Source organism: Pseudomonas sp. HMSC057H01, assembly GCF_001836405.1.
Lineage (GTDB): Bacteria > Pseudomonadota > Gammaproteobacteria > Pseudomonadales > Pseudomonadaceae > Pseudomonas > Pseudomonas aeruginosa.
The window spans coordinates 33,380-54,174 of the sequence record NZ_KV828506.1; the positions used below are offsets into that span (position 1 = coordinate 33,380).

At 64.4% G+C, this 20,795-nt stretch carries 26 protein-coding genes; 14 read left to right on the forward strand and 12 right to left on the reverse strand.

The features are described from left to right. The first annotated feature begins 23 nt into the window (after nt 1-23). From HMPREF2581_RS21105 to HMPREF2581_RS21115, 3 genes are read left to right on the forward strand one after another with little or no spacing between them, the layout of a single operon-like run. Nucleotides 24-473, forward strand: coding sequence for a hypothetical protein (locus tag HMPREF2581_RS21105; protein ID WP_003094369.1), 450 nt, complete (start codon nt 24-26; stop codon nt 471-473). Nucleotides 474-485: 12 nt separating this feature from the next. Beyond that, nucleotides 486-1,097: a superoxide dismutase gene (locus HMPREF2581_RS21110; RefSeq protein WP_003098862.1), complete on the forward strand. Its 612-nt coding sequence runs from the start codon at nt 486-488 to the stop codon at nt 1,095-1,097. An 18-nt stretch (nt 1,098-1,115) separates the two neighbouring features. Beyond that, complete coding sequence (locus HMPREF2581_RS21115) at nt 1,116-2,048, forward strand: ZIP family metal transporter (protein WP_003120918.1); 933 nt, start codon at nt 1,116-1,118, stop codon at nt 2,046-2,048. Between the two features lie 96 nt (nt 2,049-2,144). Here the strand turns inward: HMPREF2581_RS21115 and HMPREF2581_RS21120 are convergent, their stop codons facing one another. The 10 genes from HMPREF2581_RS21120 to kdsD all read right to left on the reverse strand — a co-directional run bounded on the left by HMPREF2581_RS21120 (nt 2,145) and on the right by kdsD (nt 9,231). Next, nucleotides 2,145-2,417 carry an HPr family phosphocarrier protein gene (locus HMPREF2581_RS21120; RefSeq protein ID WP_003094362.1) on the reverse strand — a complete coding sequence of 91 codons (273 nt, stop codon included), beginning with the start codon at nt 2,415-2,417 and terminating at the stop codon, nt 2,145-2,147. A gap of 29 nt (nt 2,418-2,446) precedes the next feature. Next, nucleotides 2,447-3,307, reverse strand: a complete 861-nt coding sequence (gene rapZ, locus HMPREF2581_RS21125; RefSeq protein ID WP_003094361.1) for an RNase adapter RapZ — start codon at nt 3,305-3,307, stop codon at nt 2,447-2,449. A gap of 1 nt (nt 3,308) precedes the next feature. Next, complete coding sequence (gene ptsN, locus HMPREF2581_RS21130) at nt 3,309-3,773, reverse strand: PTS IIA-like nitrogen regulatory protein PtsN (protein WP_003098853.1); 465 nt, start codon at nt 3,771-3,773, stop codon at nt 3,309-3,311. A gap of 13 nt (nt 3,774-3,786) precedes the next feature. Then, nucleotides 3,787-4,095, reverse strand: coding sequence for a ribosome hibernation-promoting factor, HPF/YfiA family (hpf, locus tag HMPREF2581_RS21135; protein ID WP_003094359.1), 309 nt, complete (start codon nt 4,093-4,095; stop codon nt 3,787-3,789). 77 nt (nt 4,096-4,172) lie between these two features. Continuing rightward, nucleotides 4,173-5,666, reverse strand: a complete 1,494-nt coding sequence (locus HMPREF2581_RS21140) for an RNA polymerase factor sigma-54 (protein ID WP_003094357.1) — start codon at nt 5,664-5,666, stop codon at nt 4,173-4,175. Nucleotides 5,667-5,891: 225 nt separating this feature from the next. Then, nucleotides 5,892-6,617: an LPS export ABC transporter ATP-binding protein gene (gene lptB / locus HMPREF2581_RS21145; RefSeq protein ID WP_003094355.1), complete on the reverse strand. Its 726-nt coding sequence runs from the start codon at nt 6,615-6,617 to the stop codon at nt 5,892-5,894. Then, entirely contained in the window at nt 6,617-7,144 is a 528-nt protein-coding gene (gene lptA / locus HMPREF2581_RS21150) for a lipopolysaccharide transport periplasmic protein LptA (protein ID WP_003120916.1), read from the reverse strand. Before lptA ends, lptB begins: the two co-directional genes overlap by 1 nt. After that, on the reverse strand, nt 7,131-7,703 hold the full coding sequence (lptC, locus tag HMPREF2581_RS21155) for an LPS export ABC transporter periplasmic protein LptC (protein WP_003094353.1): 573 nt from the start codon (nt 7,701-7,703) through the stop codon (nt 7,131-7,133). The genes lptA and lptC overlap by 14 nt, the downstream gene beginning before the upstream one ends. An 8-nt stretch (nt 7,704-7,711) precedes the next feature. Next, nucleotides 7,712-8,251, reverse strand: a complete 540-nt coding sequence (locus tag HMPREF2581_RS21160; protein WP_003094350.1) for a KdsC family phosphatase — start codon at nt 8,249-8,251, stop codon at nt 7,712-7,714. Next, a complete protein-coding gene (gene kdsD, locus HMPREF2581_RS21165; protein WP_003094347.1) occupies nt 8,251-9,231 on the reverse strand; it encodes an arabinose-5-phosphate isomerase KdsD in 981 nt (326 codons plus the stop codon). The genes HMPREF2581_RS21160 and kdsD overlap by 1 nt, the downstream gene beginning before the upstream one ends. Before the next feature lie 413 nt (nt 9,232-9,644). Between kdsD and HMPREF2581_RS21170 the strand changes: the two genes are divergently transcribed. From HMPREF2581_RS21170 to hisC, 10 genes are all read left to right on the forward strand, one after another. Continuing rightward, the gene (locus tag HMPREF2581_RS21170) at nt 9,645-10,454 is read left to right on the forward strand and encodes an ATP-binding cassette domain-containing protein (RefSeq protein WP_003094343.1); all 810 of its coding nucleotides are present in this window, start codon (nt 9,645-9,647) and stop codon (nt 10,452-10,454) included. Continuing rightward, on the forward strand, nt 10,454-11,251 hold the full coding sequence (gene mlaE / locus HMPREF2581_RS21175) for a lipid asymmetry maintenance ABC transporter permease subunit MlaE (protein WP_003094341.1): 798 nt from the start codon (nt 10,454-10,456) through the stop codon (nt 11,249-11,251). Before HMPREF2581_RS21170 ends, mlaE begins: the two co-directional genes overlap by 1 nt. After that, nucleotides 11,252-11,725 carry an outer membrane lipid asymmetry maintenance protein MlaD gene (mlaD, locus tag HMPREF2581_RS21180; protein ID WP_003094339.1) on the forward strand — a complete coding sequence of 158 codons (474 nt, stop codon included), beginning with the start codon at nt 11,252-11,254 and terminating at the stop codon, nt 11,723-11,725. It begins immediately after the preceding gene. Between the two features lie 11 nt (nt 11,726-11,736). Further along, the gene (locus HMPREF2581_RS21185) at nt 11,737-12,384 is read left to right on the forward strand and encodes an MlaC/ttg2D family ABC transporter substrate-binding protein (RefSeq protein ID WP_003094337.1); all 648 of its coding nucleotides are present in this window, start codon (nt 11,737-11,739) and stop codon (nt 12,382-12,384) included. Next, nucleotides 12,381-12,689, forward strand: a complete 309-nt coding sequence (locus HMPREF2581_RS21190; protein ID WP_003094335.1) for an STAS domain-containing protein — start codon at nt 12,381-12,383, stop codon at nt 12,687-12,689. Before HMPREF2581_RS21185 ends, HMPREF2581_RS21190 begins: the two co-directional genes overlap by 4 nt. Before the next feature lie 116 nt (nt 12,690-12,805). Then, complete coding sequence (locus HMPREF2581_RS21195) at nt 12,806-13,045, forward strand: BolA family protein (RefSeq protein WP_003094334.1); 240 nt, start codon at nt 12,806-12,808, stop codon at nt 13,043-13,045. Between the two features lie 20 nt (nt 13,046-13,065). Then, nucleotides 13,066-14,331: a UDP-N-acetylglucosamine 1-carboxyvinyltransferase gene (murA, locus tag HMPREF2581_RS21200; protein ID WP_003094332.1), complete on the forward strand. Its 1,266-nt coding sequence runs from the start codon at nt 13,066-13,068 to the stop codon at nt 14,329-14,331. A 17-nt stretch (nt 14,332-14,348) separates the two neighbouring features. Next, a complete protein-coding gene (gene hisG, locus HMPREF2581_RS21205; RefSeq protein WP_003094331.1) occupies nt 14,349-14,984 on the forward strand; it encodes an ATP phosphoribosyltransferase in 636 nt (211 codons plus the stop codon). Between the two features lie 125 nt (nt 14,985-15,109). After that, nucleotides 15,110-16,432, forward strand: coding sequence for a histidinol dehydrogenase (gene hisD / locus HMPREF2581_RS21210; RefSeq protein WP_003094326.1), 1,323 nt, complete (start codon nt 15,110-15,112; stop codon nt 16,430-16,432). 2 nt (nt 16,433-16,434) lie between these two features. Next, the gene (gene hisC / locus HMPREF2581_RS21215; protein WP_003141292.1) at nt 16,435-17,490 is read left to right on the forward strand and encodes a histidinol-phosphate transaminase; all 1,056 of its coding nucleotides are present in this window, start codon (nt 16,435-16,437) and stop codon (nt 17,488-17,490) included. Between the two features lie 42 nt (nt 17,491-17,532). On the opposite strand, the gene algW is transcribed toward hisC, so the two are convergent. Beyond that, entirely contained in the window at nt 17,533-18,702 is a 1,170-nt protein-coding gene (gene algW, locus HMPREF2581_RS21220; protein ID WP_003094320.1) for a Do family serine endopeptidase AlgW, read from the reverse strand. Between the two features lie 116 nt (nt 18,703-18,818). On the opposite strand from algW, the gene HMPREF2581_RS21225 reads away from it, so the two are divergent. Continuing rightward, nucleotides 18,819-19,577, forward strand: coding sequence for a Nif3-like dinuclear metal center hexameric protein (locus HMPREF2581_RS21225; RefSeq protein ID WP_003094318.1), 759 nt, complete (start codon nt 18,819-18,821; stop codon nt 19,575-19,577). Here HMPREF2581_RS21225 and mltB read toward each other — a convergent pair. Next, the gene (gene mltB / locus HMPREF2581_RS21230; RefSeq protein WP_070867380.1) at nt 19,564-20,667 is read right to left on the reverse strand and encodes a lytic murein transglycosylase B; all 1,104 of its coding nucleotides are present in this window, start codon (nt 20,665-20,667) and stop codon (nt 19,564-19,566) included. The two genes, HMPREF2581_RS21225 and mltB, sit on opposite strands and share 14 nt — an antisense overlap. Nucleotides 20,668-20,795: the final 128 nt, after the last annotated feature.

A 20,795-nucleotide genomic window follows, 5' to 3' on the forward strand; every position in this document is an offset into this window, starting at 1 on the left:
CCCCCACCACTGGAGGTACCGCCATGCGTCATTGGCAACGAACGATCGAACAGGGCAACCGCTGTTTCGTCACCGGCGCATTGATCGATGCGCGTGAGCACTACCTCCATGCCCTGGCCCTGGCCCAGGTGCTGCTGGAACGCTGGGGCGACGCCGACGAGGCGGTGATGGCGTTCGTCATTTCCCATCACAACCTGGCCGACTTGCACCTGCAACTGGAGCAACCGGAGGAGACCGCCGAATACCTCTGCGCCTGCCACGAGCGCCTGTTGCGTGTCAGCGCCGACCAGAAGCTGCCGCTGGCCCTGCGCCAGGCGGCCCAGCATCACAGCCGGCGCACCTATGTCGAACTGCTGTCGTTCATCGGCGAACACGGTGCCTATCCGCGCACCGAGCGCCTGCTCAAGGGACCGCCGAACGCGGAGGTCCGACCCGAGTTCCTCGCTCCGCCCCCCTCACTTCGCTATCACTGACGGAGAGTTTCCATGCCCCACGCCTTGCCGCCCTTGCCCTACGCCTACGATGCCCTGGAACCGCACATCGATGCGCTGACCATGGAGATCCACCACAGCAAGCACCACCAGACCTACGTGAACAACCTGAACGCCGCGCTGGAAGGCACGCCCTATGCCGAGCAGCCGGTGGAAAGCCTGCTGCGGCAACTGGCTGGTCTGCCGGAGAAGCTGCGCACCCCGGTTGTCAACAATGGCGGTGGGCATGCCAACCACTCGCTGTTCTGGACCGTGATGTCGCCCCAGGGCGGTGGCCGTCCCGATGGCGACCTGGGGCGGGCCATCGATGAGCAGCTCGGGGGCTTCGAGGCGTTCAAGGATGCGTTCACCAAGGCTGCGCTGACCCGCTTCGGCAGCGGCTGGGCCTGGCTCAGCGTGACTCCCCAGGGCAGCTTGCTGGTGGAGAGCAGCGGTAACCAGGACAGCCCGCTGATGAACGGCAATACGCCGATCCTCGGCCTGGACGTATGGGAGCACGCCTATTACCTGAAGTACCAGAACCGCCGCCCGGAATACATCGGCGCTTTCTACAACGTGATCGACTGGCGGGAGGTCGCGCGTCGCTATGCGCAAGCCCTGGCCTAATACTACCCGTGATGCGAGATGGCTGGCCGGCAGCCTGGCGGTGCAGCGATGAAGGCGTTGCTCCATGGCATCGCCGAAGGTAACGGGCGGACGCTGCGCAACCTGCTGGGCCTGCTGATCTTCATCGGCGGCGGCTACCTGCTCGGCCGCCACGCCCTGTTGCTGGCCGAACTCAACCTGCCGGCGCCCATCGTGCTGGCGTTGAAAGGCGGCCTGCTCTGCGCCTTCGGTACCGCTCTCGGGGCGATGCCGGTGCTGGTGGTGAAGACCATGCCGGCGCGCCTGTCGGATGCGCTGCTGGGCTTCGGTGCCGGCGTGATGCTCTCGGCGACGGCCTTCTCGCTGATCATGCCGGCGCTATCCGCGGCCGGCGACCTCGGCTACTCGAAGTTCGGCGCGGGGTTCCTGGTCAGTTTCGGCCTGGCGGTCGGCGTGATGGGGCTGTTCATCCTCGGCCGGCTGATGCCGGACGTCCATCCCGGTTGCGAGGGCGCGCCACTGTCTGGTGGCATTCCCCCGCGCATCCTGCTGTTCGTCACGGCCATCGTCCTGCACAACATCCCCGAAGGCATGGCGGTTGGCGTGTCGGCCGGTGCCGGCCTGGACGAGGCCAACGGCCTCGCCCTGGGCATCGCTCTGCAGGATGTGCCGGAAGGGCTGGTGGTGGCGCTGGTGCTGGCCGGAGTCGGTATGTCGCGTTTCAAGGCGATGCTGGTCGGTGCCGCGTCGGGCCTGGTCGAGCCGCTGTTCGCGGTGCTCTGCGCCTGGCTGGTCGGCCTCTCCGCGCTGCTCCTGCCCTGGGGGCTGGCCGCCGCGGCGGGAGCGATGCTCTTCGTGGTCACCCACGAGATCATTCCCGAGTCCCACCGCCAGGGACATGCCGCCGAGGCTACGCTGGGCCTGGTGTTCGGCTTCTGCCTGATGATGGTGCTGGATACCGCGCTGGGCTAGGGGACTCATTCGACCCGCGCTGAATTGACGTCGGCCGTAATCGCCGGAAAGGAAAAGCCGCCAGTTGGCGGCTTTTTCGTTGTCTCTGGGAAGAGCCTACTCGCCTTCGTCGAAACGGTTGTTGATCAGTTCGACCAGTGCGTTCAACGCCTCGTCTTCCTGTTCGCCTTCGGTATGCAGGTGCAGGTTGGTGCCCTTGCCGGCAGCCAGCATCATCACGGCCATGATGCTCTTGCCGTCGACGCAGCTTTCAGGATTGCGGCCGACCCGGACCTGGCAAGGGTAGCGCCCCGCGACGCCGACGAACTTGGCCGCCGCGCGGGCGTGCAGACCGAGCTTGTTGATGATGGTGATCTCGAGGGCGGGCATCTTGGGGAGTCTGTCCTTCTTGTTATGGGCTAGCTGCTGAGATCGCGGTGGCGAATCTGCACGTTCTTCAGGGAATCCCTGAGTGCAGCGCCAATCCGCTCGGCGAGGTAGACCGAACGATGGTGCCCGCCGGTACAGCCTATCGCAACTGTTACATATGAGCGGTTACTGGCGGCGAAGCGCGGCAACCATTTGTTCAGGTAGCCGACGATGTCCTGGTACATTTCCTCGACGTCCGGCTGGGCGGCCAGATACTCGCGGACTTCCGGCTCCAGCCCCGAATGATCGCGCAACTCGGGCTTCCAGTAGGGGTTCGGCAGGCAGCGCACATCGAACACCAGGTCGGCGTCGACTGGCATGCCGCGCTTGAAGCCAAAGGATTCGACGAGGAACGCGGTGCCGGGTTCCGGCTTGTTCAACAGGCGCAGTTTGATGGTGTCGCGCAACTGATAGAGGTTGAGGCTGGTGGTGTCCAGCTTCAGGTCGGCGAGGTCGGCGATCGGTCCGAGCAATTGGCTCTCGTCGCCAATCGCCTCCGCCAGCGAACGGGTGTCGGTGGTCAGCGGGTGGCGCCGGCGGGTTTCCGAGAATCGTTTGAGCAGCGTCTCGTCGTCGGCGTCGAGATACAGCACATCGCAGTTGATGTGGTTGTCCCGCACTTCCTGCAACAGTTCGGGGAAGCGCTGCAACTGGCTGGGCAGGTTGCGGGCGTCGATCGACACCGCCACCTGTGGCTGCAGTAGCTCCGTGTGCAACAGGGCGCGCTGCGCCAGGTCGGGAAGCAGGCTGGCGGGAAGGTTGTCGATGCAATAGAAGCCGTTGTCTTCGAGGACGTTCAGGGCGGTGCTCTTGCCCGAGCCCGAGCGGCCGCTGACGATGATCAGGCGCATGTCATTGCCCGTTCTGTACGTCTACCACGATCTGATAAAGCGCTTCGGCAGTGGGAGCGCTGCGCAGGCGGTCGCGTACGTCGGCACGGTCGAGCATGGCGGCGATCTGCCGGAGCAGTTCGAGATGTTCTTCGGTCGCGGCCTCCGGTACCAGCAAGACGAAGAGCAGGTCGACCGGCGCGCCGTCCAGCGCGTCGAAGTCCACGGGAGCATCCAGGTGCAGCACGGCGCTGATGGGGCTCTGGCAGCCAGACAGGCGGCAGTGCGGAATGGCGATGCCATTGCCGAAGCCGGTGGAGCCGAGTTTTTCCCGGGCCACCAGGTTTTCGAAGATGGTCTGGGCGTCGAACTCCGGCAGCTCCCTGGCTACCAGGTTGGCGATTTGTTCGAGTACGCGTTTCTTGCTGCCGCCCGGCACGTTCACGAGGGAACGGCCGGGGGTCAGGATTTGCTCAAGTCGGATCATAGGGGAGGGGAGATCAGCGGGCGCCTACGCCTTGCTGCCGTTCGAGATACTTCTCTTTGTGTTTGATCAGTTGACGGTCGAGTTTGTCGATCAGCAGGTCGATGGCCGCGTACATGTCCTCATGTTCCGCATTGGCTACGATCTCGCCACCGGCGATGCGCAGAGTGGCTTCGATCTTCTGCTTCAGTTTCTCGACCTCCATGATCACCTGAACATTGGTGATCTTGTCGAAATGGCGCTCCAGACGGCTCAGTTTCTCGCCGACATAGTCGCGCAGGGCGTCGGTCACATCCAGTTGATGGCCACTGATGTTGACTTGCATACCGCGTTCTCCTTGTTGCCCGTGTGTAAGTGGCAGGTTAGCAACCTGCCTCCGGAACACCTTGGCGTGGATCAACGTCACACCAGTCGCTTGCGCTCGCTCGAAGGGGCTATGCCCAGGGATTCGCGGTATTTGGCGACGGTGCGGCGAGCCACTTGAATGCCCTGTGCCTCCAGTAAACCAGCGATCTTGCTGTCGCTCAATGGCTTTTTCGCATTTTCCGCGGCCACCAGTTTCTTGATGATCGCGCGGATCGCGGTGGACGAGCATTCCCCGCCTTCAGCGGTACTGACGTGACTTGAAAAGAAATATTTCAGCTCGAAAATGCCGCGCGGCGTATGCATGTATTTCTGCGTGGTGACCCGCGAAATGGTCGATTCGTGCATGCCCACCGCTTCGGCGATGTCGTGCAGGACCAGCGGCTTCATGGCTTCTTCGCCGTAGTCGAGGAAACCGCGCTGGTGCTCGACGATCTGGGTGGCGACCTTCATCAGCGTTTCGTTGCGGCTCTGCAGGCTCTTGATGAACCAGCGGGCTTCCTGCAACTGGTTGCGCATGAAGGTATTGTCGGCGCTGCTGTCGGCGCGGCGGACCATGCCGGCGTAGGTGGCGTTGACGCGCAGGCGCGGCATCGCCTCCTGGTTCAGCTCGACCAGCCAGCGCTCGTTGTCCTTGCGCACAATGACGTCGGGGACGATGTATTCGGCTTCGCTCGATTCGATCTGCGAACCGGGCCGGGGATGCAGGCACTGGATCAGCTCGATGACCTGGCGCAGTTCGTCTTCCTTGAGCTTCATGCGCCGCATCAATTGGCTGTAGTCGCGGCCGCCGAGCAGGTCGAGGTAGTCGGATACCAGGCGCAGCGCTTCGTTCAGCCAGGGCGTGGTGGACGGCAACTGGCGCAGTTGCAGCAGCAGGCACTCGCGCAGGTTGCGGGCGCCGATGCCGGCGGGTTCCAGTTGCTGGATGCGGCGCAGCACGACTTCCACTTCGTCGAGTTCGACGTCCAGTTCCGGATCGATGGCGGCGAGGATTTCTTCGAGGGACTCTTCGAGATAGCCATCGTTGTTGATGCTATCGATGATGGTCACCGCGATCATCCGATCGGTGTCCGACATCGGTGCCAGGTTGACCTGCCAGAGCAGGTGGCTGTGCAGGCTCTCGCCGCTGCTGGTGCGCGCGGTGAAGTCCCATTCGTCATCGTCGTTGCTGGGCAGGCTGCTGGCGCTGGTCTGGTAGATGTCTTCCCAGGCGGTATCCACCGGCAACTCGCTGGGTATGCGTTCGCTCCACTGGTCGTCGTCGAGGCTTTCGACGCTGGGCGTGGCGCTTTCCTGGAGAGGGCTCTCCTGGGGCGCGCTGGCCGCCTGTTCGGCGCCATCGGCGAGAGGGTCGCTGTTGTCGAAATCGTCGCCGTCTTCCTGGCGTTCGAGCATGGGATTGGATTCCAGCGCTTCCTGGATTTCCTGCTGGAGGTCCAGGGTGGATAGCTGGAGGAGGCGTATGGCCTGTTGCAGCTGCGGCGTCATCGTCAGCTGCTGGCCCATCTTGAGGACTAGCGATGGTTTCATGGCTGAGGGCTTAGTACCTTATTCGCTGGTACCGGATGGCACCATCCACTACTACGGGTGCCGAGGTGGCGGCACCGCCAGGAAGCAAATTATATGCCTGAATTTTCGTACTTTGCCTAGGGTTGCTCTGAATAAATCATCCGCTCCAGGCGGCACTCGCGGTTGCGAAACCGCGGGCGAGCGGAACCGCTCCGGCGAGGCCGGAGGGCGCGCTAGGAGATTTCTTCAGAGGCGGAACTCGTGCCCCAGGTAGACTTCCTTGACCAGGTCGTTGGCGAGGATGCTCTCGGCATCCCCCTCCGCGATCAACTGCCCATCATTGACGATATACGCCGTTTCACAGATGTCCAGGGTCTCGCGGACGTTGTGGTCGGTGATGAGGATGCCGATACCCTTCGCCTTGAGGTGATGGATGATCTGCTTGATGTCGCCGACCGAGATCGGGTCCACGCCGGCGAAGGGCTCGTCGAGGAGGATGAATTTCGGCGCGCTGGCCAGGGCGCGGGCGATTTCCACCCGGCGTCGTTCGCCGCCGGACAGGCTCATGCCGAGGTTGTCGCGGATGTGGTGGATGTGGAATTCCTGCAGCAGGCCTTCCAGGGCTTCCTTGCGACCGTTGCGATCGAGGTCGCTGCGGGTCTCGAGGATCGCCATGATGTTGTCGGATACCGACAGCTTGCGGAAGATCGAGGCTTCCTGCGGCAGGTAGCCGATGCCGGCCCGGGCGCGCCCGTGCATCGGTAGGTGGGTGACGTTCTGCTCGTCGATGCGGACCACGCCCTGGTCGGCCTGGACCAGGCCGACGATCATGTAGAAGCAGGTGGTCTTGCCGGCACCGTTCGGACCGAGCAGGCCGACGATCTGCCCGCTATCGATGGACATGCTGACGTCGCGGACGACTTGCCGGCCTTTATAGCTTTTGGCCAGGTGCTGGGCTTTGAGCGTTGCCATTACTGGGCCTTTTTCTTCGGCTGGATGACCATGTCGATGCGCGGGCGCGGGCTGGTCACCTGGGAGCCGGTGGCACGACCCGCGTTGACGATCTGGCGCTGGGTGTCGTAGACGATCTTCTCGCCTTCGAAGGTGTTGCCTTCCTGGATCACCTTGGCCTGGTCGATCAGCACGACCCGGTTCTGCGTGACGAAGTACTGGATGGTCAGGCCATAGGCCTTGGTCACGTCCTTGTCCGGAGCGGGTTTCTGCTCGTAGTAGGCAGGCTTGCCGACCGAGGTCACGACCTCGATGTCGCCGTTCTTGTCCTGCTTCAGGGTCACGGTGTTGCCGGTCAGCTTGGTGCTGCCCTGGGTCACCACGACGTCGCCGCGGTAGACCGCGACGCCCTGCTTGTCGTCCAGTTCGGCGCTGTCGGCCTGGACGCGGATCGGTTGTTCGCGGTCCGAAGGCAGGGCCAAGGCCATGGAGCTGCCGAGGGCGGCAGTCAGACCGAAAATAAGGGGGAGGGTATTAACGAACCTCATGCTGACCTCTTACGTTGGACAGCAGGTGCATCCGGCTGTCTTTCAGATACGCTTTCATTCCAACAGCCGTCGTCACTCCATTGGCCGCGTCGATTTTAACGGCTTGCTCGGTCTGTGCATAATTCTTGTCGGGGAATACGGTCAGCCGAGTGGTGGTCAGGATGCTTGGTTGGCCCTTGGCATCGGTACGTGCGACGCGCACGTCGTCGATGAGTTCGACCTCCTTGCCTTTCGGTCCGACTTCGGCGCGGGCGCTCTGGATGTGCCAGGGTTGCACGTTGCCACGGAAGAGCAGCAGGTCGGGGGTGGTGACGAAAGTGATGTCCGTGGCTTTCTGGTGCTCCAGCTTCACCGCGGTCATCTCGTAGTCGAGGCTGCCGTCCTCCTGGTACTGGAGGCTATGGGCATTCTCGGCATAGTAGTCGATGGTGTTGTCCTGGCCGGGGCGGGTCGGCTGTTCGTTGAACAGCTCGAGCCCGACGTTCCAGTAGTAGCCCGCGACGATCAGCAACAGGGCGATCAGGGCGAGCAGCAGTTTCTGGCGTAGTGTCTTCGGCATGGTCGGCTCTACAGATAGGCGCCCTGGGCGGCTTCGAGCGTACCCTGGGCGCGCATGATCAGTTCGCAGAACTCGCGGGCGGCGCCTTCGCCGCCGCGGGCCGCGGTGACGCCATGGGCATGCTGGCGCACGAACGGGTCGGCACTGGCTACCGCCATGCCCAGGCCGACGCGGCGGATCACCGGCAGATCGGGCAGGTCGTCGCCAAGGTAGGCGACTTGCTCATAGCCTAGTCCGAGTTCGCCGAGAAGTTCGTCGAGGACGGCGAGCTTGTCTTCCCGGCCCTGATAGAGGTGCTGGATGCCCAGGTTGCGCGCGCGCCGTTCGACCACCGGAGTGTCGCGGCCGGTGATGATGGCGGTGCGCACGCCGGAGGCGATGAGCATCTTGATGCCATGTCCGTCCAGGGTGTTGAAGGTCTTGAACTCGCTGCCGTCGACGAGGAAATACAGCTTGCCGTCGGTCAGCACGCCGTCGACGTCGAAGATCGCCAGGCGTATCCGGCGGGCCCGGACCGGGAGTTCCGCGGCCGAATGGGTATCGCTCATTACATCACTCCTGCGCGCAACAGGTCGTGCATGTTCAGGGCGCCGACCGGACGGTCGTCCGCGTCGACCACCACCAGTGCGCCGATCTTGTTGTCTTCCATGATCTTCAGGGCTTCCGCGGCGAGAATCTCGGCGCGGACGGTTTTGCCGTGGACGGTCATCACCTGGTCGATGGTGACCTGGCGGACGTCGATGCCCCGATCCAGGGCGCGACGCAGGTCGCCATCGGTGAAAATGCCGGCAAGCTTGCCATGTTCGTCGAGCACTACGGTCATGCCCAGGCCCTTGCGGGTCATTTCCATCAGCGCGCCGGTCAGCGAGGTGCCGAGCAGCACCTGCGGCAGCCCTTCGCCGACGTGCATGACGTCTTCCACCTTCAGCAGCAGTCGGCGGCCCAGCGCACCGCCCGGGTGCGAGAAGGCGAAGTCTTCCGCGGTAAAGCCGCGGGCTTCGAGCAGGGCGATCGCCAGGGCGTCGCCGAGGACCAGGGTTACGGTGGTGGAGGAGGTCGGGGCCAGGTTCAGTGGACAGGCTTCCTGGCCGACACTGGCGTCCAGGTTCACTTCCGCAGCCTTGGCCAGGGGCGACTCGGGGTTACCGGTCATGCTGATCAGGGTGATGCCCAGGCGCTTGATCAGAGGCAACAGGGTGACGATTTCGGCAGTCGAGCCGGAGTTGGACAGGGCGAGGACCACGTCGTCCTTGGTGATCATGCCCATGTCGCCGTGGCTGGCCTCGGCCGGATGCACGAAGAAGGAGGGGGTGCCGGTGCTGGCCAGGGTAGCGGCGATCTTCTTGCCGATGTGACCGGACTTGCCCATGCCGACGACGACGACCCGGCCCTTGCCGGCCAGCAGCAGTTCGCAGGCCTTGACGAAATCGTCGCCAATCCGCGCCAGCAGGCTGTCTACCGCGTCGCGCTCGAGGCCGATGGTGCGCTGGGCGGAATGGATGAAATCGAGGTTCTGGCTCATGTTCAACGAATGTGGCGCCTGGATTAAAGGCGGGATTATAACGGGAAAGCGTGTCCCGCTTACACCAGCCATGCTGTGAAGTCGGTCCGCATCCCCCGCGGCGCAATGTTGTATGGACTGCAATGCTCTGTTACGCCGCCGTTATCTGCACTCCGCGCTATGACTGCATAAATGTCGATATATTCGACGTCGACGCGATTTTTTTCTGTCCGTAGTGAACCTGAAGTGTGCGATATGTCCTAAAGGGCTGAGAGAACGCTCCGAACAAGCTGAATCCAAGCTGAACGGCACGGTGCCAGGCCTTGGGCCAGAACCCGCCGCAGTGCTATAGTCCGCGCCCATTCGACCCCTCCCGGATGCGTGCCTTTGCAACGGGGCAAGGCGTCCAGCATGGACGGGTCGCATCGCAAGGAGTCCTGATGAGCACCGATAGTGCCTACGCGGTCGAGTTGAAGGGCCTGACCTTCAAGCGCGGATCGCGGGCGATTTTCGACAACATCGATGTGCGTATCCCGCGCGGAAAGGTGACCGGCATCATGGGCCCGTCCGGTTGCGGCAAGACCACGTTGCTGCGGCTGATCGCCTCCCAGTTGCGTCCTTCGAAGGGGGAGGTCTGGGTCAACGGGCAGAACCTGCCGCAGCTTTCGCGCGGCGACCTGTTCGACATGCGCAAGCAGTTCGGCGTGCTGTTCCAGAGCGGGGCGCTGTTCACCGATCTCGACGTCTTCGAGAACGTCGCGTTTCCGCTGCGCGTGCATACCCAGCTGCCGGAAGAAATGATCCGCGACATCGTCCTGATGAAGCTTCAGGCCGTCGGCCTGCGCGGCGCCGTGGAACTGATGCCGGACGAGCTTTCCGGCGGCATGAAGCGCCGCGTCGCCCTGGCCCGGGCGATCGCCCTGGACCCGCAGATCCTGCTCTACGACGAGCCGTTCGTGGGGCAGGATCCGATCGCCATGGGCGTCCTGGTGCGCCTGATCCGCCTGCTCAACGATGCCCTCGGCATCACCAGCATCGTGGTTTCCCATGACCTGGCCGAGACCGCCAGCATCGCCGACTACATCTATATCGTCGGCGACGGCCGGGTACTTGGCCACGGGACGCCGGACGTCCTCAAGGAAACCGACGATCCTCGTATCCGCCAGTTCGTCAAGGGAATCCCGGATGGTCCCGTTCCGTTCCATTATCCGGCCCGCGACTACCGGGCCGACCTGCTGGGAGAGCGCTGATGCGTAGAGTCTCTCCCCTCGAGCGTATCCGCCTGTTCGGCCGCGCCGGCCTGGACGTGGTCGCCGCGCTCGGCCGCTCGACCCTGTTCCTCGGCCACGCCCTGCTCGGCCGGCGCACGCCAGGCACCGGGTTGCACCTGCTGGTGAAGCAACTCTATTCGGTAGGCGTGCTGTCGCTGGCGATCATCGTCGTCTCGGGCCTGTTCATTGGCATGGTGCTGGCCCTGCAGGGCTACAACATCCTGATTTCCTATGGTTCCGAGCAGGCGGTCGGGCAGATGGTGGCCCTGACCCTGCTGCGCGAACTGGGGCCGGTGGTGACCGGCCTGCTGTTCGCCGGCCGTGCCGGCTCTGCGCTTACCGCGGAAATCGGCAACATGAAGGCCACCGAACAGCTTTCCAGCCTGGAAATGATCGGTGTCGACCCGCTCAAGTACATCGTCGCGCCGCGCCTGTGGGCCGGTTTCATCTCCATGCCGCTGCTCGCCGCGATCTTCAGCGTGGTCGGCATCTGGGGCGGGGCGATGGTCGCGGTCGACTGGCTGGGCGTATACGAGGGGTCGTTCTGGGCGAACATGCAGAACAGCGTGCAGTTCACCGAGGATGTGCTCAACGGCGTGATCAAAAGTATCGTATTCGCCTTCGTGGTGACCTGGATCGCGGTCTACCAAGGCTACGACTGCGAGCCGACCTCGGAAGGAATCAGCCGGGCGACGACTCGGACCGTGGTCTATGCCTCCCTGGCGGTGCTGGGGCTCGATTTCATTCTGACTGCTTTGATGTTTGGAGATTTCTGAATGCAAACCCGCACCCTGGAAATCGGTGTCGGCCTGTTCCTCCTGGCCGGCCTGCTGGCCCTGTTGCTGCTGGCCCTGCGGGTCAGCGGCCTGAGCGTGGGCAACGCCGGCGATACCTACAAGGTCTACGCCTACTTCGACAACATCGCCGGTGTTACCGTGCGCGGCAAGGTCACCCTGGCCGGCGTGACGATCGGCAAGGTGACGGCGGTCGACCTGGATCGCGACAGCTACACTGGTCGCGTGACCATGGAGATCAACCAGAACGTGAACAACCTGCCGGTCGATTCCACGGCGTCGATCCTGACCGCCGGCCTGCTGGGCGAGAAATACATCGGCATCAGCGTCGGCGGCGACGAGGACGTTCTGAAGGACGGCAGCACCATCCACGACACCCAGTCGGCGCTGGTGCTGGAAGACCTGATCGGCAAGTTCCTGCTGAACTCGGTTAACAAAGACGAAGCCAAAAAGTGAGGTTTTCTTCCATGCTGACTCTTCTGCGTCGCGGCCTGCTGGTGTTCCTGGCGGCTTTCCCGCTGCTTTCCATGGCGGCGCCGACCCCGCAACAGGTGGTGCAGGGCACGGTCGACGAGCTGCTTTCCGACATCAAGGCCAACAAGGCCGCCTACAAGGCCGATCCGCAAAAGCTCTACGCCACTCTCGACCGTATCCTCGGGCCGGTGGTCGATGCCGAGGGCATCGCCAAGAGCGTGATGACCGTCAAGTATTCGCGCCAGGCCTCACCCGAGCAGATCAAGCGCTTCGAGGAAGTGTTCAAGAACAGCCTGATGCAGTTCTACGGCAACGCGCTGCTCGAATACGACAACCAGGACATCCGCGTGCTGCCTAGCTCGGCCAAGCCGAGCGACGATCGCGCCAGCGTCAACATGGAGATCCGTGACAGCAAGGGCACGGTCTACCCGGTCTCCTACACCATGACCAACCTGGCCGGTGGCTGGAAGGTCCGCAACGTGATCATCAACGGCATCAACATCGGCAAGCTGTTCCGCGACCAGTTCGCCGACACCATGCAGAAGAACCGCAACGACCTCGAGAAGACCATCGCCGGCTGGGGCGAGGTGGTCGCCAAGGCCAAGGAAACCGCGAAAGCGGAAGAGGCCGGGGCGAAATGAGCCAGGCCAGCCTGCGCGAAGGCGCGGCCGGCGAACTGCAGCTCGCCGGCGTGCTCGACTACAGCAGCGGGCCGGCGTTGCGCGAGCAGGGCGGTCGGCTGATCCGCGCCAGCCAGGCGGCGGAACTGGTCGTCGACTGCTCGGCGGTGGAGCGCTCCAGCAGCGTGGGCATTTCCCTGTTGCTGGCCTTCATGCGCGACGCACGCAAGGCCGGCAAGGTCCTGAGCGTCAGGGCCTTGCCGGACGACATGCGGGAGATTGCCAAGGTCAGCAGCCTTCTGGAGATCCTGCCTCTGCAGGAATGACCGGCCGGTGGAACGAGCGGCCCTCCGTCTGCGCGTCCCTTCCTGGGGTTCGCAGGCGGAGGGCTTTTTTGTATGATGGCCGACCGTGCGCGTAGGGCGCCCGATTGAGGTTGAGCATGCAGGCCGAAGACGTTAAGAGCCTTCTCCAGGAAAAACTCCCCGGCACCCAGGTGGAAGTCGAGGGCGAAGGGTGCAATTTCCAACTGAATCTGATCAGCGACGAACTGGCCGGCCAGAGCCCGGTCAAGCGTCAGCAGCAGGTCTACGCCCATTTGAACGCCTGGATCGCCGATGGCAGCATCCATGCCGTCACCATGAAATTCTTCAGCCGCGCCGCCTGGGCCGAGCGTTCCTGAGCCCACGGGGGATCATTGCAATGGATAAACTGATTATTACCGGCGGTAACCGCCTCGATGGCGAAATCCGCATTTCCGGCGCGAAGAACTCGGCGCTGCCGATCCTGGCCGCGACCCTGCTGGCCGATACTCCGGTCACCGTCTGCAACCTGCCGCACCTGCACGACATTACCACCATGATCGAACTGTTCGGCCGCATGGGCGTGCAGCCGATCATCGACGAGAAGCTCAACGTCGAAGTCGACGCCAGCAGCATCAAGACCCTGGTCGCGCCGTACGAACTGGTGAAGACCATGCGTGCCTCGATCCTGGTGCTGGGTCCGATGCTGGCGCGCTTCGGCGAGGCCGAAGTGGCCCTGCCGGGCGGTTGCGCGATCGGTTCGCGTCCGGTCGACCTGCATATCCGCGGTCTCGAGGCCATGGGCGCGCAGATCGAGGTCGAAGGCGGCTACATCAAGGCCAAGGCGCCCGCCGGCGGCCTGCGTGGCGGTCACTTCTTCTTCGATACCGTCAGCGTGACCGGCACCGAGAACCTGATGATGGCCGCCGCGCTGGCCAACGGCCGCACCGTGCTGCAGAACGCCGCTCGCGAGCCGGAGGTGGTCGACCTGGCCAACTGCCTGAACGCCATGGGCGCCAACGTCCAGGGCGCTGGCTCCGATACCATCGTCATCGAAGGCGTGAAGCGCCTCGGCGGCGCTCGCTACGACGTACTGCCCGACCGTATCGAGACCGGCACCTACCTGGTGGCCGCGGCCGCGACCGGCGGCCGGGTGAAGTTGAAGGATACCGATCCGACCATCCTCGAGGCGGTCCTGCAGAAGCTGGAAGAGGCCGGTGCTCACATCAGCACCGGCAGCAACTGGATCGAGCTGGACATGAAGGGCAACCGGCCGAAGGCGGTCAACGTGCGTACCGCGCCGTACCCGGCGTTCCCCACCGACATGCAGGCCCAGTTCATCTCCATGAACGCGGTTGCCGAAGGCACCGGCGCGGTCATCGAGACGGTCTTCGAGAACCGCTTCATGCATGTTTACGAAATGAACCGCATGGGTGCGCAGATCCTCGTCGAAGGCAACACCGCCATCGTCACCGGCGTACCCAAGCTCAAGGGCGCTCCGGTCATGGCGACCGACCTGCGCGCATCCGCGAGCCTGGTGATCGCCGGCCTGGTGGCCGAGGGTGACACCCTGATCGATCGCATCTACCACATCGACCGTGGCTACGAGTGCATCGAAGAGAAACTCCAGCTGCTCGGCGCCAAGATCCGCCGCGTACCGGGCTAGCGGAGGCTGTCGCGCAAATGCTGACCATCGCCTTGTCCAAGGGCCGGATTCTCGACGATACCCTGCCGCTGCTCGCAGCGGCGGGCATCGTGCCGTCGGAGAACCCGGACAAGAGCCGCAAGCTGATCATCCCGACGTCCCTGCCCGATGTGCGCCTGCTCATCGTGCGCGCCACCGACGTGCCGACCTATGTCGAGCATGGCGCCGCCGATCTCGGCGTGGCCGGCAAGGACGTGCTGATGGAGTACGGCGGCCAGGGACTCTACGAACCGCTGGACCTGCGTATCGCCAACTGCAAGCTGATGACCGCCGGCGCCATTGGCGCGCCTGAACCCAAGGGACGCCTGCGGGTGGCCACCAAGTTCGTCAATGTCGCCAAGCGCTACTACGCCGAGCAGGGCCGCCAGGTCGACGTGATCAAGCTGTACGGCTCGATGGAGCTGGCGCCGCTGGTCGGTCTCGCCGACAAGATCATCGACGTCGTGGATACCGGCAACACCCTGCGCGCCAACGGCCTGGAGCCCCAGGAACTGATCGCCACGATCAGCTCGCGCCTGGTGGTCAACAAGGCCTCGATGAAGATGCAGCACGGTCGCATCCAGTCGCTGATCGATACCCTGCGCGACGCCGTCGAGGCGCGACACCGTCACTGATACCCGTGCGGCTCCGCGCCGCACCTGCCTATCCGTGTCATAGCCAAATTTTCTCGGGTGCCCGCACGGTGGGCTTGGTAGTCTAGCGGCGCCCGAGACAACGCCATCCATAAAAGAGGCTCGCTATGACCGCTCCCTTCGCTATCCGTCGACTCAATGCCGCTGATCCGGACTTCGGGCGTCATCTGGATCATCTGCTGAGCTGGGAAAGTGTCTCCGACGATTCGGTCAACCAGCGCGTCCTCGACATCATCGCCGCCGTACGCAGCCGTGGCGACGCCGCCGTGGTCGAGTTCACCCAGCGCTTCGACGGTCTCCAGGCCGCCTCGATGGCTGACCTGATCCTGCCGCGCGAGCGCCTGGAGCTGGCTCTCACCCGTATCACCGTAGCCCAGCGCGAAGCCCTGGAAGTCGCCGCCGAGCGCGTGCGCAGCTACCACGAGAAGCAGAAGCAGGGTTCCTGGCGCTACACCGAGGCCGACGGCACGGTGCTCGGCCAGCAGGTCACTCCCCTGGATCGCGCCGGGCTCTATGTGCCGGGCGGCAAGGCGTCCTACCCGTCCTCGGTGCTGATGAACGCGATCCCGGCCAAGGTCGCCGGGGTGTCCGAAGTGGTCATGGTCGTACCGACCCCGCGCGGCGAGATCAACGAGATCGTCCTCGCCGCCGCCTGCATCGCCGGTGTCGACCGTGTCTTCACCATCGGCGGGGCACAGGCCGTGGCCGCGTTGGCCTACGGCACCGAAAGCGTGCCGCGGGTGGACAAGATCGTCGGCCCCGGCAACATCTACGTGGCCACCGCCAAGCGTCACGTGTTCGGCCAGGTCGGCATCGACATGATCGCCGGTCCCTCGGAAATCCTCGTGGTCTGCGATGGCCAGACCGATCCCGACTGGATCGCCATGGACCTGTTCTCCCAGGCCGAACACGACGAAGACGCCCAGTCGATCCTGGTCAGTCCGGACGCGGCGTTCCTGGACCGCGTCGCGGACAGCATCGCTCGCCTGCTGCCGACCATGGAGCGCGCCGAGATCATCCGCACCTCCCTGGAGGGGCGTGGCGCGCTGATCCAGGTCGCCGACCAGGCCCAGGCCTGCGCGGTGGCCAACCGCATCGCCCCGGAACACCTGGAACTGTCGGTGGCCGATCCGGAAAGCTGGCTGCCGGAGATCCGCCATGCCGGTGCGATCTTCATGGGCCGCTACACTGCCGAGGCCCTGGGCGACTACTGCGCCGGCCCGAACCACGTGCTGCCGACCTCCGGTACCGCGCGTTTCTCTTCGCCGCTGGGGGTATATGACTTCCAGAAGCGTTCGTCGATCATCAACTGCTCGGCCGAGGGCGCTTCGGTCCTCGGTCGCACCGCTTCGGTGCTGGCTCGCGGCGAGTCGTTGACCGCCCACGCGCGCAGCGCCGAATACCGCATCCTCGACGAGAAGGAGGCCTGAGCATGAGCAAATTCTGGAGTCCCTTCGTCAAGGACCTGGTGCCTTATGTGCCGGGCGAGCAGCCGAAGCTGTCGCGGCTGGTCAAGCTGAACACCAACGAGAATCCCTACGGTCCGTCGCCACAGGCGCTCGCCGCGATGCAGGCGGAACTCAACGACGACCTGCGCCTGTATCCCGATCCCAACGGCGAGCGGTTGAAGCAGGCGGTCGCCGCGCACTACGGCGTACAGGCCAACCAGGTGTTCGTCGGCAACGGCTCCGACGAGGTGCTCGCGCACATTTTCCATGGCCTGTTCCAACACGACCTGCCGCTTCTGTTCCCGGACGTGACCTACAGCTTCTACCCGGTCTATTGCGGCCTGTACGGGGTCGCGCACGAGAAGATCACGTTGGATGAAAGGTTCCGCATCCGCGTCGAAGACTACGCGCGGCCCAACGGCGGAATCATCTTCCCCAATCCGAACGCGCCGACCGGCTGCCTGCTGCCGCTGGACGCCATCGAAGCGATGCTGAAGGCGTCGCCGGATTCGGTGGTGGTGGTCGACGAGGCCTATGTCGACTTCGGTGGCGAGAGCGCCATCGCCCTGGTCGATCGCTACCCGAACCTGCTGGTCACCCAGACGCTGTCCAAGTCGCGCTCCCTGGCCGGCCTGCGGGTCGGCCTGGCGGTCGGCCATGCCGATCTGGTCGAGGCGCTGGAGCGGATCAAGAACAGCTTCAATTCCTACCCGCTGGATCGCCTGGCGATCGCCGGCGCGGCGGCGGCTTTCGAGGACGACGCCTATTTCCGTCGGACCTGCCAGGCAGTGATCGATAGCCGCGAGGCGTTGAGCGCCTCTTTGCAGGCGCTGGGCTTCGAGGTACTACCGTCGGCCGCCAACTTCGTCTTCGCCCGTCATCCGCGGCACGATGCCGGGCAGATTGCCTCGACCCTGCGCGAGCAGGGAGTGATCGTCCGCCATTTCAAGCAGGCGCGGATCGACCAGTTCCTGCGTATCACCATCGGCAGTCCGGAGCAGAACCAGGCGCTACTGGACGCCCTGCACTTCCTCAAGTGATACGAAAACGGCGCCCGAGGGCGCCGTTTTCAATGGCAGGGATCACTCGCCGCCGTTCTGTTTCTGCTGTGGAGCCGGTGCCGGCGGCGGACGCAGGCCGACCTCGGCGGTCAGGTTGACCTTCTGCCCGTTGCGCAGCACCACGATGCTGATCTTCTGTCCCGGACGGGTGCGCGCCACCTGGTTCATCGAGCGGCGGCCGTCGCTGGCTTCCTGCTTGTCGATGGTCAGGATCACGTCGCCCGGCAGCAGGCCGCCGCGCGCCGCCGGACCGTCGCGATAGACGCCGGCGACGACGATCCCGGCGGTTTCGCCGAGGCCCAGCGACTCCGCCAGTTCCGGGGTCAGCGCCTTGACCTCGACGCCGAGCCAGCCGCGGATCACCTGGCCGTGCTCGATGATCGACTGCATGACCTCCAGGGCCAGCTTGGTCGGGATGGCGAAGCCGATACCCTGGGAGCCGCCGGACTTGGAGAAGATCGCCGTGTTGATGCCGATCAGGTTGCCGGCAGCGTCCACCAGCGCGCCGCCGGAGTTACCGGGGTTGATCGCCGCGTCGGTCTGGATGAAGTCTTCGTAGGTGTTCAGGCCGAGCTGGTTGCGTCCGGTGGCGCTGATGATGCCCATGGTCACGGTCTGGCCGACGCCGAACGGGTTGCCGATGGCGAGGCAGACGTCGCCGGTGCGAATGCCGTCGGAGCGGCCGAGGGTCATCGCCGGCAGGTTCTTAAGGTCGATCTTCAGCACGGCCAGGTCGGTTTCCGGGTCGCTGCCGACCAACTGGGCGATGGTTTCGCGGCCGTCGCGCAAGGCCACGATGATCTGGTCGGCGCCAGCGGTCACGTGGTTGTTGGTCAGCAGGTAGCCTTCCGCGCTCATGATCACTGCCGAGCCGAGGCTCGATTCCATGCGCTTCTGTTGTGGCAGGTTGTCGCCGAAGAAGCGGCGGAACATCGGGTCGTCGAACAATGGGTGGGAGGGCTTGCTGACCATCTTGGTGGTGTACAGGTTGGCCACTGCCGGAGCCGCCCGGCTCACCGCATTGGCATAGGACACCGGGCCTTCCTGCAGGCGGCTGAGCAGAGGCGCCTGCTCGACGTGCACCTCCTGGCGTGGCAGGCCGACCAGCTCGGGGTTGCGCTGGATGATTAGCAGGGCCAGCAGCACGCCGACCAGCACGGGCCAGCCGAGGAAACGCAGGGCCTTGGGCATCGGGACAATCCTTGGGGTTGCGAGGCCGAAAAGCGGCCGATAAGGTGGCGCCCATTATAGGGGGAAGCCGTCCATTAGAGGAGCGGCGCGCCCTGCCTGAATGAAGAGGAATTTGCATGGCTATCGCCCTGAGCACCCTGGTCGAAGAGGCCGACCGTTATCTGGATGCCGCGCGCATCCAGGACTACTGCCCGAACGGCCTGCAGGTCGAGGGCCGGCCGCAGGTGCGGCGGATCGTCAGCGGGGTCACTGCCAGCCAGGCGCTGCTGGATGCCGCCGTGGAGGCCGACGCCGACGTGGTGCTGGTGCATCACGGCTACTTCTGGAAGGGTGAGAATCCCTGCGTGGTCGGCATGAAGCAACGGCGCCTGAAGACCCTGCTGAACAACGATATCAGTCTGCTCGCTTACCACCTGCCGCTGGATCTGCATCCGGAGGTGGGTAACAACGTGCAGCTCGCCCGGCAGCTCGGCTTCGAAGTGGAAGGGCCGTTGGAGCCGGGCAACCCGCGTTCCATCGTCCTCCTCGGTTCGCTTGCCGAGCCGATGCAGCCTGCCGATTTCGCTCGGCATGTGCGCGATGCGCTGGGGCGCGAGCCGCTGCTGGTCGACGCCGGCCAGCCGATCCGACGCATCGCCTGGTGCACCGGCGGCGCCCAGGGTTATATCGACCAGGCGATCGCCGCCGGCGTCGATGCCTACCTGACCGGCGAGGTTTCCGAGCAGACCGTGCACAGCGCGCGGGAGAACGGCATCAGCTTCATCGCCGCCGGACACCATGCCACCGAGCGCTACGGGGTACAGGCGCTGGGCGACTACCTGGGCAAGCGCTTCGCCATCGAGCACTTGTTCATCGACTGTCCTAATCCTGCCTGACGACGGAGCGGTGACGTACCCGGTCGACCTCCTTGCCCAGTTCCCAGAGAGCCATCGCGTAGTGGGTGCTGTGGTTGTAGCGGGTGATCACGTAGAAGTTCGGCAAGCCGTACCAGTACTGGTAGTTCCTGCCCATGTCCAGGCGCAGCAGGCTGGCTTGCCGGTGCCCGCCGAGCGGACCCTGCGGGCGTAGTCCGGCGGAAGCGAGCACGTCCAGCGGGTACAGCGTCTTGAAGCCATCCTCCAGCGAGGGCGCCCGGCCGCTGGCGGGAACCGCCACGCGATCGCCGTTGACCCAGCCGTGCTGCTTGAAATAGTTGGCGACGCTGCCGATCGCGTCACGCGGATTCCACAGGTCGATATGCCCATCGCCGTCGAAGTCCACTGCGTACTTGGTGAATGAAGACGGCATGAACTGGCCGTAGCCCATGGCGCCGGCATAGGAACCGCGCAGGGCCAGCGGGTCGGTGCCTTCCTTGCGCGCCTGGAGGAGGAATTGTTCCAGCTCGCCGCTGAAGAACTCCGCGCGGCGAGGGTAGGAGAAGGACAGGGTGGACAGCGCATCGATGATCCGCGTCTTGCCCATCACCCGCCCCCAGCGGGTTTCCACGCCGATGATGCCGACGATGATCTCCGGCGGCACGCCGTAGACGCGCGATGCCCGTTGCAGGTCGGTTTCGTATTGGTCCCAGAACAGCACGCCGTTCTGTACGTTGCCTGGCGTGACGAACTTCTTCCGGTAGCGCAGCCAGGCGCCGTTCGGTCCGCTGGGTGGGGTATAGGTCGGAGCTTGCCGGTCCATCAGGCGGATCACCCAGTCCAGGCGCTGGGTCTGGGCGAACAGGTCGTGCAGTTGCTGGCGGTTGAAGCCGTGCTGGCTGACCATCCTGTCGATGAAGCGCTGTGCCGCCGGATTGTTCGCGTAATCGCCGCGCAGCGGCAGTATCGGTTGCACCGACTGGCGTACGGGGCGGGGGGTAATGACGGTGCGGGCCTGGGGTTTGGCGGCGGGTTTCGGTGGTGGCGTCGGTTCGCTGCTGCATGCTGAAACCAGAAGGAACAGGGGCAGGGCGAGGGCGGTACGGCGCATCTGGGGTCTTCTTGGCGGAATGACGATGCCCGCTATGCTAGCGCAGTGCCGCTGGCGTACAAGTCGAGCCGCCGAAAGGGGGGCGGACCGTCCGCTCGCGGTTGCGGTGGTGGCTTCGCTCGGTCCAG

Excerpts from the sequence above, each read along its gene's own strand:
- HMPREF2581_RS21105 (WP_003094369.1), top strand. The coding sequence starts at position 24 with ATGCGTCATTGGCAACGAACGATCGAACAGGGCAACCGCTGTTTCGTC.
- HMPREF2581_RS21110 (WP_003098862.1), top strand. The coding sequence starts at position 486 with ATGCCCCACGCCTTGCCGCCCTTGCCCTACGCCTACGATGCCCTGGAA.
- HMPREF2581_RS21115 (WP_003120918.1), top strand. The coding sequence starts at position 1,116 with ATGGCTGGCCGGCAGCCTGGCGGTGCAGCGATGAAGGCGTTGCTCCAT.
- HMPREF2581_RS21120 (WP_003094362.1), bottom strand. The coding sequence starts at position 2,417 with ATGCCCGCCCTCGAGATCACCATCATCAACAAGCTCGGTCTGCACGCC.
- rapZ (WP_003094361.1), bottom strand. The coding sequence starts at position 3,307 with ATGCGCCTGATCATCGTCAGCGGCCGCTCGGGCTCGGGCAAGAGCACC.
- ptsN (WP_003098853.1), bottom strand. The coding sequence starts at position 3,773 with ATGATCCGACTTGAGCAAATCCTGACCCCCGGCCGTTCCCTCGTGAAC.
- hpf (WP_003094359.1), bottom strand. The coding sequence starts at position 4,095 with ATGCAAGTCAACATCAGTGGCCATCAACTGGATGTGACCGACGCCCTG.
- HMPREF2581_RS21140 (WP_003094357.1), bottom strand. The coding sequence starts at position 5,666 with ATGAAACCATCGCTAGTCCTCAAGATGGGCCAGCAGCTGACGATGACG.
- lptB (WP_003094355.1), bottom strand. The coding sequence starts at position 6,617 with ATGGCAACGCTCAAAGCCCAGCACCTGGCCAAAAGCTATAAAGGCCGG.
- lptA (WP_003120916.1), bottom strand. The coding sequence starts at position 7,144 with ATGAGGTTCGTTAATACCCTCCCCCTTATTTTCGGTCTGACTGCCGCC.
- lptC (WP_003094353.1), bottom strand. The coding sequence starts at position 7,703 with ATGCCGAAGACACTACGCCAGAAACTGCTGCTCGCCCTGATCGCCCTG.
- HMPREF2581_RS21160 (WP_003094350.1), bottom strand. The coding sequence starts at position 8,251 with ATGAGCGATACCCATTCGGCCGCGGAACTCCCGGTCCGGGCCCGCCGG.
- HMPREF2581_RS21170 (WP_003094343.1), top strand. The coding sequence starts at position 9,645 with ATGAGCACCGATAGTGCCTACGCGGTCGAGTTGAAGGGCCTGACCTTC.
- mlaE (WP_003094341.1), top strand. The coding sequence starts at position 10,454 with ATGCGTAGAGTCTCTCCCCTCGAGCGTATCCGCCTGTTCGGCCGCGCC.
- mlaD (WP_003094339.1), top strand. The coding sequence starts at position 11,252 with ATGCAAACCCGCACCCTGGAAATCGGTGTCGGCCTGTTCCTCCTGGCC.
- HMPREF2581_RS21185 (WP_003094337.1), top strand. The coding sequence starts at position 11,737 with ATGCTGACTCTTCTGCGTCGCGGCCTGCTGGTGTTCCTGGCGGCTTTC.
- HMPREF2581_RS21190 (WP_003094335.1), top strand. The coding sequence starts at position 12,381 with ATGAGCCAGGCCAGCCTGCGCGAAGGCGCGGCCGGCGAACTGCAGCTC.
- HMPREF2581_RS21195 (WP_003094334.1), top strand. The coding sequence starts at position 12,806 with ATGCAGGCCGAAGACGTTAAGAGCCTTCTCCAGGAAAAACTCCCCGGC.
- murA (WP_003094332.1), top strand. The coding sequence starts at position 13,066 with ATGGATAAACTGATTATTACCGGCGGTAACCGCCTCGATGGCGAAATC.
- hisG (WP_003094331.1), top strand. The coding sequence starts at position 14,349 with ATGCTGACCATCGCCTTGTCCAAGGGCCGGATTCTCGACGATACCCTG.
- hisD (WP_003094326.1), top strand. The coding sequence starts at position 15,110 with ATGACCGCTCCCTTCGCTATCCGTCGACTCAATGCCGCTGATCCGGAC.
- hisC (WP_003141292.1), top strand. The coding sequence starts at position 16,435 with ATGAGCAAATTCTGGAGTCCCTTCGTCAAGGACCTGGTGCCTTATGTG.
- algW (WP_003094320.1), bottom strand. The coding sequence starts at position 18,702 with ATGCCCAAGGCCCTGCGTTTCCTCGGCTGGCCCGTGCTGGTCGGCGTG.
- HMPREF2581_RS21225 (WP_003094318.1), top strand. The coding sequence starts at position 18,819 with ATGGCTATCGCCCTGAGCACCCTGGTCGAAGAGGCCGACCGTTATCTG.
- mltB (WP_070867380.1), bottom strand. The coding sequence starts at position 20,667 with ATGCGCCGTACCGCCCTCGCCCTGCCCCTGTTCCTTCTGGTTTCAGCA.